This is a genomic window from Bradyrhizobium jicamae (genome assembly GCF_018130695.1).
Taxonomy (GTDB): Bacteria; Pseudomonadota; Alphaproteobacteria; order Rhizobiales; family Xanthobacteraceae; genus Bradyrhizobium; species Bradyrhizobium jicamae_B.
Map to the genome: position 1 here is coordinate 53903 of NZ_JAFCJX010000013.1, position 14110 is coordinate 68012.

Below are 14110 nucleotides of genomic sequence, written 5' to 3' on the forward strand. Positions count from 1 at the left end.
GGCCCATGCGATTGAAATCCAGCATTTGGGTGGCCGCCTATCTGCGCCGCTGCCAGACCGAGGGCGTCTTCGGCGCCGTGCGCAAGCGCGGGGCTGAGGAGGCCGGCGCCGTGTTCGTCAAGGTTGCGACCATGGACGGCAACGCGATGCTCTACGCGCCAGCGCCGCAGACTGTTTATGACGAGGGCCGTCCGGCCGAGCGTCTGTTCGTGCCGATCGCAGCCCAGGCACTGCCCGAGCTATCGGTCGAGGAGCGGCTGACCAAGGAGCTCCGCTTCGATCCCGACGCCTGGATCGTCGAGACCGAGGACCGCGCCGGGCGGCATTTTCTGGATCTGGCGAAAAGCTAGCGTTCGTCCTGTGAGCGCCGCTTTGCAGGCGCGCTGCCGGGCTGCACGACGGGCCTCGTCTGCGACGGCGCCGAGCGTACGCGATGGCGCTCATCGTCATAGAGCGCGGCGCGATACTTCGCGCGGGCCACCGCCATGGTCGAACCGCGCCAGGCCGCCAGCATCACCAGCGCCGAGCGCTCGCTGAGGCGATCGTAGAGCCGCGACAGGCGGTAGACGTAGTTGACCTGCGAGCCGGCTTCCGGATTGAGGAACATCAGCACGCGCTGGAACGCCGCGCTGGTCATGTCCAGCGCCTTCATCGCGCAGGCGAGCGGCTCGCCGCCGGCATCATCAACCACTTGCGCTGCGATCCGCGACGGCAGGATCAGCGCCTCGCCGACCTCCATCGTAAAGCTCTCGACGTCCTCGGCAAACGCGGCCATTTCCAGGATGTGGATCGCGCGCGAAGCGCGGGCCGGCGGAATTCGCGCCGAGGCCTTCAGCGGCGTCTCGTGCAGATTGTGCAGGATCTGGGCGCGCTCGCCGGCCGCGGCGGCGAAGAACATGTCGGAGATTTCGGCGGCATCGTTCGGCCGCATCGCAAGACTCGACGCCATCCGCAACTGCGCCTCGGTCGGCGCCTTCACCGGCGCTGTCGGAGTTGGTGCGGCCGGAATCGCGGAGGCGGTGGGCATCGCCGGGTGGGAATGACCATGACGCAGGCCGAGCTTGTCCAGAATCTCGGCGGGCGTCGCCGGATAGATCGCCAGCCGCGCCCGCACGGCGGCGCGTGTGGTGTCGTCGACCTCGTCGATCAGGCGCGAGGCCAGCTCGACGAATTGGCGCTCTTCATCGGCGGAGTGGGCGCTGGCCTGCACATAGAGATCGGTCAGCACGCGCAGCAGTGTCGGGCGAATGTCGACCCCCTCGCGGCGAGAGAGCGTCAACAGCCCAGTGAGTCCAGGAAGTAGTGGAGCTGTGCTCATCTCTTGCGTACGCGACTTCAGGGTATTGCGACCGTGAAAACCTTGTTGAGGCGAGCCTACGCGGCGCGCTTTAAGAGGCGGTTAAGGAAAACAAGCCGTGAAGCCGATCGCTCGCATTCGAGGCACGTGTCCGGCGCGACACAGCGGCCACATCCGTAAACGCACGCAGGCGGGGCTTAAGATGTCATTAACCACGTTGCGGTCTTAATCGGGCCGTCGCCGGGCAAATCACGTCCCGTGCGGGGGCCAGAGAGAAACGGAACATGGGGACCATCATCGAATTTCCGGCGGATGCGGCGACGCGGCGTCCGAGCGTGATGGGCGCCGCAGGCGAGGGCATGGGCACGGTGCTGATCCTTCCCGTCGTCCGGATCGAGCGCGAGACCACCGAGACCGGTGGCGGGCGCGGACCGGAAGCGGGTACTGCACCCGGCCGCCGTCGCCGTCGGCGCTCCTGACACAGAGGATATTGCAATGCCGGTGCTGCCGATCCGGATCGCCGGGTCTCGGTCGTTTCCGGCCTTGATGATTGCATTGGTTTGCGCCGCGCTCGGCGGCTGCAGTGGCGGCGATTTCGGCCGCACCCGCGCGGACTTCCGCAACGACGACATGCATCGCTGGCTCGGCGCCGAGGCGACCGGCAGCATCGGCATGAAGGCGTCGCAGTTCCAACTGACCGAGGGCGAGCGCCAGATGCGCGATCTCGCCTATCCCTTCATCGAGCCGCCGCATACGCGCCCGGCCTGGAAGAGCGTGTTCGGCGACTACCAGCCGCTGCCCGCGCCATGGCGGCAGAGGATCGTGTTCGACCGCACCGCCTATGGCCGCTCGCTGATCGACGAGCCGCACCGCTCCTGGGCCTCGCGCTATTCGCTGATGATCGACGACGTGCGCGACGACATCACCCGCTTCGAACCGTTCTTCGCCTGCGCCGCCCGCGTCATCGAGCTCGACCGCAGGCGTGCCGCCAGCCTCGACAAGGTCTCTGATTTGTCGCCGCGGGAGCGGGCGGACGCGATCGCGCGGATGGAAGAGAACACGCTGATCGTGCAGTGGGTGCAGCAGAGCCTAGAGCGGCGGATCTCGGCCTATCGCTGGGCGCTGGAGCGGCTGGTGATCCAGGCGCCCGACGGCATGGCCGCCGATGTCGATCGCCAGATCGGCGAACTTGCGCGGCTGACCGCCAATCCGCCGATCATCGGTGCACCGCCGGTCATCGGCGAGGCCGTGGTGACCAAGGGCTGACTGTCTTCGCACCTGAGTTTCCCATTTACTTCTTCTTCGCCGGCGGCGGCGGGGCAGGTGCCGGCGCGGGCCGCGGCTCCTGCTTGGCGGGGGTCGGCGGGGCGTCGACCTGCACGCTGCAGCGTGCGGCCTGCAGCGAGGCCTGGGCCTGCGGCATCAGGCCGGGCTCGGCGGCGAGCGCCTTCAACAGGATCAGGCCGGTCTCGGTCGGGGAATCGATGATCAGCCGGTCGGCGGCGGTGACTTCCTCGTCCTCCGGCAGCGCGTTGTGCTGCGCTTCGGTCATCAGGTCGAGCTCGATCACGCGCTTGCCGGCAGAGCGGTCGTTGATCGCGTAATAGGCGACCTCGTTGCGGGTGTAGAACGACACCGAGGTGTAGGACTGGCTGACCGGCACCGTCAGCTTGATCGGCCCGGTGGAGAGATCGTAGCGGCAGATCGCCATTGCGAACGCCGGGTCCATGAACGGCATCGGCGAGCTGCCGGGCTCGGCCAGCGGCAGCTGCGTCACCTCGTTCTGCTTCGTCATCGGCGTCAGCCGCGAATAGGCATCCTGCGAGGCGACCCGCGGCAGCGCCAGCACGCTGACGAGATGCACAATGCCGCCGAGCAGCACGCCTGCGATGATGGCGAAGGCGATCCGGATCATGGGCAGCCCACCGTCGCAATCGCCGGCATCGGCGCATCGCGCTGGGTGCGCGTGGCCACGCCGACCGGCGTGTCGTACAGCCGCAGCATCAGCGAATAGCGCTCGATGCCGCCGGTCGGCAGCCAGTTGCCGGCGCGCGAGCGCGAGGCGATGCGGATCTCGAACGAGCCGTCGGAGCCGCGGATGATCTCCTGGCTGGTGAAGCCGTAACGCTGCAGCGTGTTGGCGACGAGGTGGCCCTTCTGGTCGAACAGTGTCAGCGTCCAGAACCGCGCCGGCGGCGTCACGCCGCTGACCACGATATCGCAGCGGCCGTCGAGCGGCTTCTTCCTGTCGTCCGACGTGGCGGTGAAGGCGATGCCGTCGCCGGTGCCGACCGGCAGCTCGCCGCTGCGCGCGATGGTGGCGCGCGAATAGGGATCGACGTCGGCGGTGCCGTTCTTCGGCCGCGCGGTCCAGGCGCCGATCTTCAACGTACCCAAATCGGTGCCGCGCGTCGCTGTGACGTAGGTCGAGCCGAGGCCGACCGCAGTGGCGATCGCAAGCGCGAGCAAGGTGATGAGGATCAGCCGCACGTCGTCAGTTCTTGCGTGGTGCAGTCGTTGGTGTGCCGTCGGGACCAGCGGCGGCGTAATTCTCGGGGAAGGCCAGCGCGCTCGAAGAGTCCGCCTTCTGCCTGGCGGGCTCGTTCAGCGTGGTCGCGCCGACGGTCTTGGCCGCATCGTCGAGCATCTTCTCGACCCGCACCAAAATGTCGGCGCCGCGCTTGGTCAGCACCGGCGGCGGACCGGGCTTGGTCTCCAGCACCCGCGGCGCGGCGTTGGCCTGCGCGGCTGCCGGCTGCGGCGGCAGCTTCTGGCCCATGCCGACGCCGACCAGCTCCTTCACTTCGACGCCCTGATGCGCGACTTCCATGATGTCGTGCCAGGTCTGCGCCGGCAGCGAGCCGCCGGTCATGCGGTTGGTCGGCGAATAGTCGTCATTGCCGTACCAGACCGCGCAGGTGAAGTTGCCGGTGTACCCGACGAACCAGGCGTCACGATAGGCATTGGTGGTGCCGGTCTTGCCCGCGGTTGGAATGCCGTCGAGCGCCGCGCGGCGCGCGGTGCCTTCGCTGACCACGTGGCTCATCATGCCCGCCATGTCTGACGCAACCGAAGCCGGGATCGCCTGCTTCGGCTTCGGCCCGTCGCGATCCCAGCGCCAGACCAGGTCGCCGGCGCCGGTGCGCACTTCCAGCACGGCATGCGGCGTCACCGACTTGCCCCGGTTCGGGAAGGTCGCATACGCCACGGCGTGCTCGAGCACGGTGACTTCGTCGGAGCCGATCGGCATCGACGGCGTGTCCGGCAGCGGCGCCTTGAGGCCGAAGCGGCGCGCGACCTCGACGATCTTGGCGCGGCCGGCCTTCGGGCCTTCCTTGCCGCCGAGCGCGATCGACAGTTTGACCGGCACGACGTTGATCGAGCGGGTGATCGCCTGCGTCAGCGTCACCGAGCCTGAGTAGGAATGGCCATAGTTCTGCGGACACCAATTGCCGATGCAGACCGGGCCGTCGACCACGATCGAGGTCGGCTTGAAGCCGTTGAGGAGAGCCGTGGTGTAGACGTAAGGCTTGAACGAGGAGCCGGGCTGGCGATAGGCGTCGGTCGCGCGGTTGAACTGGCTGGCGCCATAGTCGCGGCCGCCGACCATGGCGCGGACGCCGCCGTCGAGATCGGCCACCACGGTCGAGGCCTGCGTCGCGTGATAGTCGCGACCGAACTGGCGGAGCTGGTTCTCGATCGCATCTTCGGCGGCGCGCTGCACCTTCATGTCGATCGCGGTGCGGACCACGAAGACGCGCTCGGTGTAGGACTTCGGGAAGGTGTCGACCAGCTTGCGCATCTCGTCGAAGGCGTAGTCGAGATAGTAGTTCGGCGATTGCTCGTCGCGGCGGTCGACGGCGACGGCCGGATTGCGGCGGGCACCGAACACCTGGCCCTCGGTCATGAAGCCGGCATCGACGAGGTTGTCGAGCACGACGTTGGCGCGGGCGCGCGCCGCGGGCAGGTTGATGTGCGGGGCGTATTTGGTCGGCGCCTTGAACAGGCCGGCGAGCATCGCGGATTCCGCGAGGTTGACGTCGCGGGCCGACTTGTTGAAGTAGAAATGCGCGGCGCCGTCGACGCCGAAAGTGCCGCCGCCCATGTAGGCGCGATCGAGATAGAGTTTGAGGATTTCGTTCTTGGTCAGGCGGAATTCGAGCCACACCGCCAGGAACGCTTCCTTGACCTTGCGCTCGATGGTGCGCTCGTTGTTCAGGAACAGGTTCTTGGCGAGTTGCTGGGTGATCGACGAACCGCCCTGGCGTACGCCGCCGGCCTGCGCGTTGGTGACGAGCGCGCGGGCAAGGCCCGGGAAGTCGATGCCGTAATGGTCATAGAAGCGGCGGTCTTCGGTGGCGAGCGTCGCCTTGATCAGATTGTCCGGAAAGTCTTCCAGCGGAATCGAGTCGTTGTGCTTGATGCCGCGGCTGCCGATCGGATTGCCGTAGCGATCGAGGAACGTCACCGCGAGGTCGGATTTCTTCAGCCAGTCCTCGTCCGCGGTCTCGCGGAACGCGGGGATCGCCAGCGTCAGCATCAACACCATGCCGCCGAGGCCGATGGTGGCGGCTTCCGACAGCGGCTCGATGAACACCCAGCGCTTCCAGCGGCCGACATAGAAGCGGTCCATGAAGGTGGAGAAGCGCTCATAGAGCTCGCGCAGGCCCTTGGCCGACGAGAACAGCGTCGAGTCGATACGCGCATCCAGGTCCAGGAAGAAGTTCCGGACCTTCTGCTTCCAATGCGGCGGTAGGATCTGGCGCACTTGGGGACTGGGCCCTTGATCAGTTCGACAGCGCTGCCGGCGCCCAAGCGGGGCAGGGGCAAGCGTCTTGCTTCGATGTTGCGGCAAACCCAAGGCGCTTTTGCGTCATTGGGGACTCGGAGGCTGTTCTATCCGAGCGGCGGCCATAAACCAATGGCGCGGCTATCGAATTTAATGAAAGCCCTAACGCCTTCAACGGCTTTTGTCGTCCCGCAAAACCACCCCCTTGCGCTGCCCCGGACCACACCCCAAGAAGAGGCCAAGAGAGGTTAGAACAGGGAATCATGACCGCACCGCCCAAGCATGCTTCCAGCCAGGAGGGATTCTTCTGGAAAACCAAGACGTTGGAAGAGATGTCCAACGCCGAATGGGAAAGCCTGTGCGACGGCTGTGCGCGCTGCTGCCTGGAGAAGCTCGAGGACGAGGATACGGGGAAGATCTACTTCACCCATATCTCCTGCAAGCTGCTCGATGCCGGCTCCTGCACCTGCAAGGACTACCAGAACCGTTCCGACCAGGTTCCGGACTGCGTCCGCCTGACGCCCGAAAACGTCCGTACCCTGAACTGGCTGCCGCCGAGCTGCGGCTACAAGCTCGTCGCCGAGGGCAAGGACCTTTACTGGTGGCATCCCCTGATTTCCGGTGATCCCAACACCGTGCACGAGGCCGGTGTCTCCGTGCGCGGCCGGGTCGAGGGCACCGAGATCGACGTCAACGACGAAGATCTCGAGGATCACATCGTGCAGTGGCCGGGGCTGCTGCCGAAGCGCGCGCGGCTGAAGAAGCGGCCCAAGATCTGAAGCTCGAAGGTCTGAACGACGCGCATCTGAACGCGCGAGGCTGTTGATCACGTCATCGCGAGAAGACGCTTGCGGGATGCACCCATGCGCTTGGGTGCCTGCCTCAGCATCGATTTGCTGCGTAGATTGCAGCTGAGAGAATGATTCCGCCGCCGCGGCCGGCGACGTAGCCGCTTTACGCCACATAGCAGCATTACGCCCGAAATGAACAAATACGAACGGCAGAGCCGTTTTCCTGCCGAATCCCAGACATTGCCCGACGACATTGCCGAAGAGCTGAACCGCCTCCCGAGCGAAGTCCTCGATATCCCCGACGCACCGTCGCTCGCGCCGCCGGCGCCGCTGAACCCCGATGAAGTCCGCACCATCGTCATCAGCCTGATGCTGACGATGTTCCTGGCGGCGCTCGACCAGACCATCGTGGCGACCGCGCTGCCGACCATCGGCCGCCAGTTTCACGACGTCACCAATCTCTCCTGGGTGATCACGGCCTATCTGCTGGCGTCGACCGCGGTTGCGCCGGTGTTCGGCACGCTCAGCGACATTTATGGCCGCCGCGCCATGATCATCACTTCGCTCAGCCTGTTCGTCGTGGGCTCGGTGTTGTGCGCGGTGGCGCCCAACATGACCATCCTGATCCTCGCCCGCGGCCTGCAGGGGCTCGGCGGCGGCGGCATCATGCCCGTCGTGCAGACCGTGATCTCCGACGTGGTCTCGCCGCGCGAACGCGGCCGCTATCAGGCCTATTTCTCCAGCGTCTGGCTGGTCGGCGGCATCGCCGGTCCCGTGATCGGCGGCGTGTTCGCCGAGCATCTGCACTGGTCGATGATCTTCTGGATCAATCTGCCGCTCACGGCGGCCGCGCTCGTGCTGCTGCTGCCGAACATGAAGAAGATCCCGGTGTTCCACCGCAAGCGCAAGGTCGACTGGCTCGGCGGCGTGCTGCTGATGGCCTCCGCCGTCGTGTTCATGCTGGTGCTGACCTGGGGCGGCTCGCGCTATTCCTGGCTGTCGCCCACCATCACCGCGATGGTCGGCGCCTCGATTGCACTGGCAGGTGGCTTCATCTGGCATGCCCGCCGCGCGGATGAACCGTTCCTGCCGCTGCCGCTGCTCAGCGGCTCGGTGGCGCCGTTCGCACTGACCGCCGGCGGTTGCGCGCTCGGCGCGATGACCGGCCTGACCGTGCAGCTGCCGCTCTATTACGAGTCGGTCTACCATCTCACCGCCAGCGAGGCGGGCCTGGCACTGATCCCGCTCGCGGCGGTCTCGACCTGCGGCGCGGCCATTGCCGGCCGCACCATGGCGCGCGCCAAGCATTACAAGCGCGTCGCCGTCATCGGCACTTCCTGGGCTGCGTTGTGCGCGCTGGGCCTCACACTCACCACGCTGCCGCTGTGGGCCCTGCTGACCCTGATGGCGGCGTTCGCGCTCGGGCTCGGCACGACTTTCCCGGTCTGCGTGGTGTCGCTGCAGAATTCGGTCGCCCGTCCGCAGGTCGGCACCATCACGGGGGCGATGAATTTCTTCCGCTCGCTGATGTCCTCGTTCATGGTTGCAGCCTTCGCCGCGATCCTGCTGCTCGCGCTCGGCGCCGACCTTCCGCTCGCCGGCGAGCACCACGTCGCAGGCGGCGTCCCTGCGATCTCCACCGAGGACATGCGCCACGCCTTCCGGTACGTGTTCGGCGCTGCGACCGCGCTGATGACCATCGCAGCCCTCTGCCTGCTCGCGATGGAGGAGCGGCCGCTGGCCGGTCCGACACAGGCGCCGGTGGAGATGGCGGAGTAGCTTCTCACAGGATTTGTAGGGTGGGCAAAGGCGCCCTTGCGCCGTGCCCACCATTCCCGGTGTGCTTGTGATGGTGGGCACGTCGCTTCGCTCTGCCCACCCTACGGCAGCTGACAACCAAACCTAGCGGTGTCATCACCCGCGCATGCGGGTGATCCAGTATTCCAGAGACAGTGGTGATTGAGCCGATGGGGCCCGGCGTACTGGGTCGCCCGGTCGAGCCGGGCGATGACACCGAATGTGAGGATACACGTCCGCCTTCTCGCGACATGATTTGCCCGAGGTTTCCATCTCGTTCCGCCCTCTCTCCTTGATGAGGGCGCAGGGAAGACCGGGTGCACGCTGCACCCGCGGTCCCATGTGCCATGAGTAGAAAGTGGCGCACACGGGCATACAAATGCAGCGGAGGCACGCCGGCCTTCCCTGCGCGATGGCTTTACGGCTTATACGTGCTCGCCCTGGTGAGACTCTGCTTTTGTGCCACCATCGTCCGCGATCGGCTTTGGGCCTCTCACGGACTTGCCACCAGCATCGGGGCGGCAGGCCCACACGACTTCGCCGTACGCCTTGCGCGCACACGTCAGTTGCACGCTCGGCGTCCACCGCATCCCGACCCGCGTTCCTGACGTTGCGCAACGCCCCTCAGAGGGTGAGATGGGTGTATATATAGCATAATCAGAAATTCATTCAAGGCGAAATATTTTTGCGCCGAGGCCTTGCGCCGTCGGGCAAATCAGCGGTCTGATGTCAGCGGGAGCGCGCATGGCCATTGCCTGCAATTTCCTTGATCAACGCAGACGGCGCCTGACGGTTGATCCGTCCTAGGGATCGTCGATCGGCGTTTGATCCGGAATGTCGGTTGCGGTTGCGAGTACCGAGCAGGCTGCCGCAGCGACAGGTGAGAAAAGTCCAAGCGCCGCTGCGGCAGGTCCTCCGTAAGCGAAGGCACATGCCAGGCTCGATGCAACGAGGGCGACGAACGCCGTCAAGATCAGTCGCTCCCAGGCGGGAATATCCTTCATGGCGCCATCGACGAAGGCGCAGAGGAGGAACGGAATCATCTCGACCAGATAGATGGACGGCTGAGGCCACCAAAACCTTGCGGCCTTGCTTCCCGCCAGATAGAGGCTCCAGGACGTTGCTGCGGGACCCAGCAATCCAAAGATCAGAACTCGTATGAGACCTCGCCGCATGCAACGCATTCGAGCTTGCGACGCGGGATGCCACAAGCGTCGTTCCCATCAATGTTCCGCAAAGTCTGCCGTCTGCTCTGTGCGGATACGTCCGTCTTTGTGAGCATTTGTGCGGGTCCACATCACTCGCTCAGCTTCGCCGCGCACGCCGATCCGAATCATCCGGGCTACGACCACGTTACGCTGCCATTGGCGGACCAAGCCATCTGGTGAGCGCTTCGGCAAGTCCGAGATCGCCACCATCTCCCACCCATGCCACGTAGCCATCGGGCCGGATCAGGACGGCTGCGGGAGCAGGGACTGTACCGATCGCCGGAAGCTCCCACGTGCCCGTGTATTCGGCATCGACGAGCCGCACACGATCGCCCCATTGCGAGATGTCGAGGCTATCAGGCTCACCGAAATTGAGCAGCAGCGGCCGCGCGTCGTGCAGCAGCGTGAATGTCCGCAGCGCACCTTGCTGCGTCAGCATATCCAGATCGGGCATGCGGCGTCCGAGCAGCGCGTGTCCCTCGCTGAGATCGTAGTGCACATCGAGGCCGGACATCCGCGCGCCCAATTTCTTGCGCGGCTCGTCCATCTGCAGCAGCTCGGCCACGATCTCGCGCGCCGCGTCGAGGCGTTCTTCCGCGCGGCGGAGCAGGGCGACTTGCGCCATGGTGTTGCGCAGCACGCCCGCGGCGATCGGGTGGCGCTCGGTGTGGTAGGTGTCGAGCAGGGTGTCGGGCGAAATTCCCTTGACCACCTGCGCAAGCTTCCAGCCGAGATTCACTGCATCCTGCAGGCCGATGTTGAGACTCTGTCCGCCGGCGGGGTAATGCACATGCGCGGCGTCGCCGGCGAGCAGAACGCGGCCGCTGCGGTAGGAGGCGGCCTGCCGGCTCATGTCGGTGAAGCGGGAGATCCAGGTTGGACTGTGGAGTCCGTAATCGCTGCCGTAGACCGCTGACAGTGCTGCGCTGAGATCCTGCAATGTCGGCTCGCCACGGCCGAGCCGCTGCTCCGTCACCATGACGCGCACCAAGCCATTGTCGCCGTGTCGGGCAAAGGAGTGGATGCCCATCGCGTCGTGACGGAGGCCCCATTGCGGCTCGCTGGTGAGTTCGGCCTCGGCGATCAGATGGCTGATGCTCGGATCCCAGCCTGTGAATGCGATGCCGGCCGCCTTGCGGACCAGGCTGCGCCCGCCGTCGCATCCGACGAGATAGTTGGTGCGCAGCGCGCCTCCGTCCGCCAGCGCGACGTCGACACCGGAATCGCCCTGCGCAAAACCCGTCACCTCGCGTCCGCGATAGATCGGCACTGCGAGCTCGTCGACCCAATCAGCGAGGATGCGCTCGATGTGGCTCTGCCAGAGCGCGAGGCCGTAATTGTGCCGTGTCGGAGCGTCGCTGATGTCGAGCCGGATCCAGGCGAAGCCCGCGACCTGGGCGATCTGTCCCTCCCGGAGGAAACGGTCCGCAATGCCGCGCTGATCGAGCATCTCGATGGTGCGCGCATGCAGGCCGCCGGCGCGCGCGCCAGTGAGGTCCTGGCTGGTGCGCCGCTCGACGATGGCGACATCGATATCGGCCAAGGCCAGTTCGCCGGCCAGCATCAATCCGGTCGGGCCGCCGCCAGCGATCACCACTGCGTGCTGCTGCGTCGTCTGCATATCCATCCCGTCACTCCCTCGGCTATGTCTTGGGGCGGCGGTTCTACGGGATGAGTGGGGACTTGAAGCAAGCCCCTTGCGCCCCACATATCTGAGTGGGGAGAGGTGCTCTCCCGACGAAAAGCCCCGGAGCAAGTTCCGGGGCTTTTGTTTGACCGGTTGTGCGTGTCGGCGCGCCAGTTCGTGCGTGGCTTGATGGCCATTCAGGTTGATGGCAATGAGGTGCCATTCAATGACCGAGGATGGAGCAGGTCGTGACGCCTTTGCCGATTGCGAACGCCGACATCACCCAGTTCTTCCGCCAATGGCTTGAAACCTTCTCGGGCTATGTCCGCGACGTCGACTACGCCTCGGCGAAGCCGCTGTTCCATCCCGACGTGCTTGCCTTCGGCACGCACAACGACGTCATCCCGGGTCTCGATCAGTGGGTCGTGACGCAATGGGACAATGTCTGGCCGAAGACGAGTGACTTCCGTTTCGTGCTCGCGCAGACGCAGGTGCTGGCGTCGTCAGACGGCACGACCGCAACCGTGATCGCGCCATGGACCAGCACGGGTTATCACCCCGATGGCAGCGCATTCCTGCGGCCGGGGCGGGCCACCATGGTGTTTTCAAAGAGTGCCGACGGCTGGCTCTGCGTCCACTCTCACATGTCGCTCAACCGCGGCGTCCCGCAAGCGAGCCACGCCAGCCGGCCGGTGAAGGCCTGGTAGGTCGAAGCGTCAGTGCGTAGGGCGGATTAGCGGAGCGTAATCCGCCGCTATCGTGCGCGAATTGGCGGATTACGCCTTGCGGCTAATCCGCCCTACGGCGTAGCCGAGCCGCTTCAAGCCTGCCTTGCGCCCGTATCGATGATCGTCCCGACATGCTGGCCGCGCAGCGCTGCGGTGAGGCGGCCGGGGATGAGGCCGTTGACGACCTGCACGCGCGCGATGTGGCGCGCGTTCGCCATCACCTCGACCAGAGCGGGATCGAACGGCAGCGTGCCCTTGTGCTTTGCGAGCTCGGCGGCGCTGGTTTCCTTGATGAGCTTCGCGTTCTTTCCATCGGCGCCGTTGGGATCTGCGGAGTAAAAGCCGTCGACGTCCTCGACGATCGTGAGGCCAGCCGCGCCGAGCGCGTCCGCAAGCAGGAAGGCGCCGGTGTCGGCGCGGTGCGGCGGAATCCGCGAGCCCGGAAACTCGTGGTGATGATAGGGCGGGAAGGCGCTGCCGACGACCGCGCGCGCCGCGGAGAGGTGGATCGCGAGCTGGCTCGCGATGGTCGGATGCTCGATGTAGGACACGCCTTCCGGTGCGAGCAGGCTTGCCAGGATGTGGCCGTTCTGCCCGGCTTCGCTGGCGGCGAGCGGGGCGAGCGAGCCGACGGGAAGGCCGAGGTCGAGGCCGACGCTGTAGAGATGACGGGCGCGGATGCCGGCGCCAGTCAGGATCAGCAGGCGATGCTCGGACAGCAACCCGCGCAGCTCCGCGACGAGCGGCAGGATCGCTTCATGTCCGCGATCGATGACGCGGCCGCCGATCTTGATGACCTGCAGCCAGGGCAACAGCTTGATCGGGCGATTGCCGGCGACGGGGCGGGTGAGATTGCTGTCGAGCAAGGTCTGGCGCGCGAGCGGCGAGGCGACGTGCTTGATCTGGTTGGTGTCAGCCATGACGATGCTCTCAGCTCGCGGTGATGATGGTGCCGACATGCTCGCCCGCGAGCGCGCGGGTGAGGTTGCCGGGCACGAGGCCGTTGATGATCTGCACCTGGCGGACATGGCGCGCGGAGGCCAAGAGATCGAGCACCGGGAATTCGAGGACGGAGTCCTGCAGGCCCTTGGCCTTCATTTCGGCGACCGAGATCTTTGGAATGAAGGTGGCGTCCTTCGACGTCTTCGGGTTCGCGGTGTAGAGGCCGTTCTCGTCCTTCACATAGACCATCGCCTTGCAGCCGAACTGCTCGGCGACCAGGAAGCAGCCGGCGTCGGTGCGATAGGGCGGGATCACGCTCTCGGGTGCGGGGCGCATCCACAGGCTGTAGGGCGGCATGCCGCTGAAGATCACGGCGTTGACCTCGGCGAGGAACAGCGGCACCGACGACAGGCCGGCGCTCGAGACCGCGGAGATGCCGTGCTTGGCCAGCAGCTGCCCGAGCATCGCGGCATTCTGGTCGGCAACGGAGGCGCCGAGCTGCGACAGCACGCCGGCCGGCAGGCGAAGCCCGGCCGCGATTGAATAGAGGTGGCGCGCGCGGGTGCCGGCGCCGGTGCCGATCAACAGCTTGTGAGCGTTGCGGGCGGCGACGATCTCGTCGACCAGCGGATAGACCGCGGCGCGACCGCGATCGATCACGCTCTGGCCGCCGATCTTGATCACGGTGGCATCGGGGAGGATCCGGAAGTCCGGCGCCGCATCGGCGGCCGCAACCAGTTCGGGATCGCTGAGCGAGCGCTGCATCAGCGGTGCTTCGAGCTCAGCCGTGGTGTTGGCCATGACAGGCGTCCTTTCGTTGTCCGACGCGCTGTGTAGCAGGGCTGCGACGACGTTTCATAGTGCGTAGGGCGGATTAGCGCAGCGTAATCCGCCGCTTTTGCGCGCGTTCGATGGCGGATTACGCCTGACG

Annotated in this window: 14 protein-coding genes; 6 read left to right on the top strand and 8 right to left on the bottom strand. The window is 66.0% G+C overall.

The genetic code is table 11. From position 1 onward, the window contains the following. Nucleotides 1-5 precede the first annotated feature (5 nt). Nucleotides 6-350 (top strand): DUF1491 family protein, encoded by a 345-nt coding sequence (locus JQ604_RS20010; protein WP_212360192.1) that lies wholly within the window; start codon nucleotides 6-8, stop codon nucleotides 348-350. Here JQ604_RS20010 and JQ604_RS20015 read toward each other — a convergent pair. Beyond that, on the bottom strand, nucleotides 347-1318 hold the full coding sequence (locus JQ604_RS20015) for a DUF2336 domain-containing protein (RefSeq protein ID WP_212360195.1): 972 nt from the start codon (nucleotides 1316-1318) through the stop codon (nucleotides 347-349). The two genes, JQ604_RS20010 and JQ604_RS20015, sit on opposite strands and share 4 nt — an antisense overlap. Nucleotides 1319-1581: 263 nt before the next feature. On the opposite strand from JQ604_RS20015, the gene JQ604_RS20020 reads away from it, so the two are divergent. Together JQ604_RS20020 and JQ604_RS20025 are read left to right on the top strand one after the other, a co-directional pair. Continuing rightward, entirely contained in the window at nucleotides 1582-1776 is a 195-nt protein-coding gene (locus tag JQ604_RS20020; protein ID WP_212360198.1) for a hypothetical protein, read from the top strand. A 16-nt stretch (nucleotides 1777-1792) separates the two neighbouring features. Further along, complete coding sequence (locus JQ604_RS20025; protein WP_212360201.1) at nucleotides 1793-2563, top strand: hypothetical protein; 771 nt, start codon at nucleotides 1793-1795, stop codon at nucleotides 2561-2563. Between the two features lie 25 nt (nucleotides 2564-2588). On the opposite strand, the gene JQ604_RS20030 is transcribed toward JQ604_RS20025, so the two are convergent. The 3 genes from JQ604_RS20030 to JQ604_RS20040 are packed head-to-tail and all read right to left on the bottom strand — an operon-like array spanning nucleotide 2589 to nucleotide 6065. Further along, the gene (locus JQ604_RS20030) at nucleotides 2589-3212 is read right to left on the bottom strand and encodes a DUF1254 domain-containing protein (protein WP_212360204.1); all 624 of its coding nucleotides are present in this window, start codon (nucleotides 3210-3212) and stop codon (nucleotides 2589-2591) included. Further along, complete coding sequence (locus tag JQ604_RS20035; RefSeq protein ID WP_212360207.1) at nucleotides 3209-3787, bottom strand: DUF1214 domain-containing protein; 579 nt, start codon at nucleotides 3785-3787, stop codon at nucleotides 3209-3211. The genes JQ604_RS20030 and JQ604_RS20035 overlap by 4 nt, the downstream gene beginning before the upstream one ends. A gap of 4 nt (nucleotides 3788-3791) precedes the next feature. Next, nucleotides 3792-6065 carry a transglycosylase domain-containing protein gene (locus JQ604_RS20040; protein WP_212360211.1) on the bottom strand — a complete coding sequence of 758 codons (2274 nt, stop codon included), beginning with the start codon at nucleotides 6063-6065 and terminating at the stop codon, nucleotides 3792-3794. Nucleotides 6066-6349: 284 nt separating this feature from the next. Between JQ604_RS20040 and JQ604_RS20045 the strand changes: the two genes are divergently transcribed. Together JQ604_RS20045 and JQ604_RS20050 are read left to right on the top strand one after the other, a co-directional pair. Continuing rightward, complete coding sequence (locus tag JQ604_RS20045; RefSeq protein ID WP_212360214.1) at nucleotides 6350-6865, top strand: YcgN family cysteine cluster protein; 516 nt, start codon at nucleotides 6350-6352, stop codon at nucleotides 6863-6865. Between the two features lie 204 nt (nucleotides 6866-7069). Then, on the top strand, nucleotides 7070-8656 hold the full coding sequence (locus JQ604_RS20050; RefSeq protein ID WP_212360216.1) for an MDR family MFS transporter: 1587 nt from the start codon (nucleotides 7070-7072) through the stop codon (nucleotides 8654-8656). Nucleotides 8657-9477: 821 nt separating this feature from the next. On the opposite strand, the gene JQ604_RS20055 is transcribed toward JQ604_RS20050, so the two are convergent. After that, a complete protein-coding gene (locus tag JQ604_RS20055) occupies nucleotides 9478-9849 on the bottom strand; it encodes a hypothetical protein (RefSeq protein ID WP_212360220.1) in 372 nt (123 codons plus the stop codon). 178 nt (nucleotides 9850-10027) lie between these two features. Next, entirely contained in the window at nucleotides 10028-11509 is a 1482-nt protein-coding gene (locus JQ604_RS20060) for an FAD-dependent monooxygenase (protein ID WP_212360223.1), read from the bottom strand. A 248-nt stretch (nucleotides 11510-11757) separates the two neighbouring features. Between JQ604_RS20060 and JQ604_RS20065 the strand changes: the two genes are divergently transcribed. Continuing rightward, nucleotides 11758-12216, top strand: a complete 459-nt coding sequence (locus JQ604_RS20065) for a YybH family protein (RefSeq protein ID WP_212360228.1) — start codon at nucleotides 11758-11760, stop codon at nucleotides 12214-12216. A gap of 113 nt (nucleotides 12217-12329) precedes the next feature. Here JQ604_RS20065 and JQ604_RS20070 read toward each other — a convergent pair whose 3' ends face one another. Together JQ604_RS20070 and JQ604_RS20075 are read right to left on the bottom strand one after the other, a co-directional pair. Continuing rightward, on the bottom strand, nucleotides 12330-13157 hold the full coding sequence (locus tag JQ604_RS20070; protein ID WP_212360231.1) for a molybdenum storage protein subunit alpha: 828 nt from the start codon (nucleotides 13155-13157) through the stop codon (nucleotides 12330-12332). Between the two features lie 10 nt (nucleotides 13158-13167). Beyond that, complete coding sequence (locus JQ604_RS20075) at nucleotides 13168-13980, bottom strand: uridine kinase (protein ID WP_212360235.1); 813 nt, start codon at nucleotides 13978-13980, stop codon at nucleotides 13168-13170. Between the last annotated feature and the right edge of the window lie 130 nt (nucleotides 13981-14110).

Bases quoted from the DNA above. Each gene is read 5' to 3' on its own strand.
- JQ604_RS20010 (WP_212360192.1), top strand. From the start codon at position 6: ATGCGATTGAAATCCAGCATTTGGGTGGCCGCCTATCTGCGCCGCTGC.
- JQ604_RS20015 (WP_212360195.1), bottom strand. From the start codon at position 1,318: ATGAGCACAGCTCCACTACTTCCTGGACTCACTGGGCTGTTGACGCTC.
- JQ604_RS20020 (WP_212360198.1), top strand. From the start codon at position 1,582: ATGGGGACCATCATCGAATTTCCGGCGGATGCGGCGACGCGGCGTCCG.
- JQ604_RS20025 (WP_212360201.1), top strand. From the start codon at position 1,793: ATGCCGGTGCTGCCGATCCGGATCGCCGGGTCTCGGTCGTTTCCGGCC.
- JQ604_RS20030 (WP_212360204.1), bottom strand. From the start codon at position 3,212: ATGATCCGGATCGCCTTCGCCATCATCGCAGGCGTGCTGCTCGGCGGC.
- JQ604_RS20045 (WP_212360214.1), top strand. From the start codon at position 6,350: ATGACCGCACCGCCCAAGCATGCTTCCAGCCAGGAGGGATTCTTCTGG.
- JQ604_RS20050 (WP_212360216.1), top strand. From the start codon at position 7,070: ATGAACAAATACGAACGGCAGAGCCGTTTTCCTGCCGAATCCCAGACA.
- JQ604_RS20055 (WP_212360220.1), bottom strand. From the start codon at position 9,849: ATGCGGCGAGGTCTCATACGAGTTCTGATCTTTGGATTGCTGGGTCCC.
- JQ604_RS20060 (WP_212360223.1), bottom strand. From the start codon at position 11,509: ATGGATATGCAGACGACGCAGCAGCACGCAGTGGTGATCGCTGGCGGC.
- JQ604_RS20070 (WP_212360231.1), bottom strand. From the start codon at position 13,157: ATGGCTGACACCAACCAGATCAAGCACGTCGCCTCGCCGCTCGCGCGC.
- JQ604_RS20075 (WP_212360235.1), bottom strand. From the start codon at position 13,980: ATGGCCAACACCACGGCTGAGCTCGAAGCACCGCTGATGCAGCGCTCG.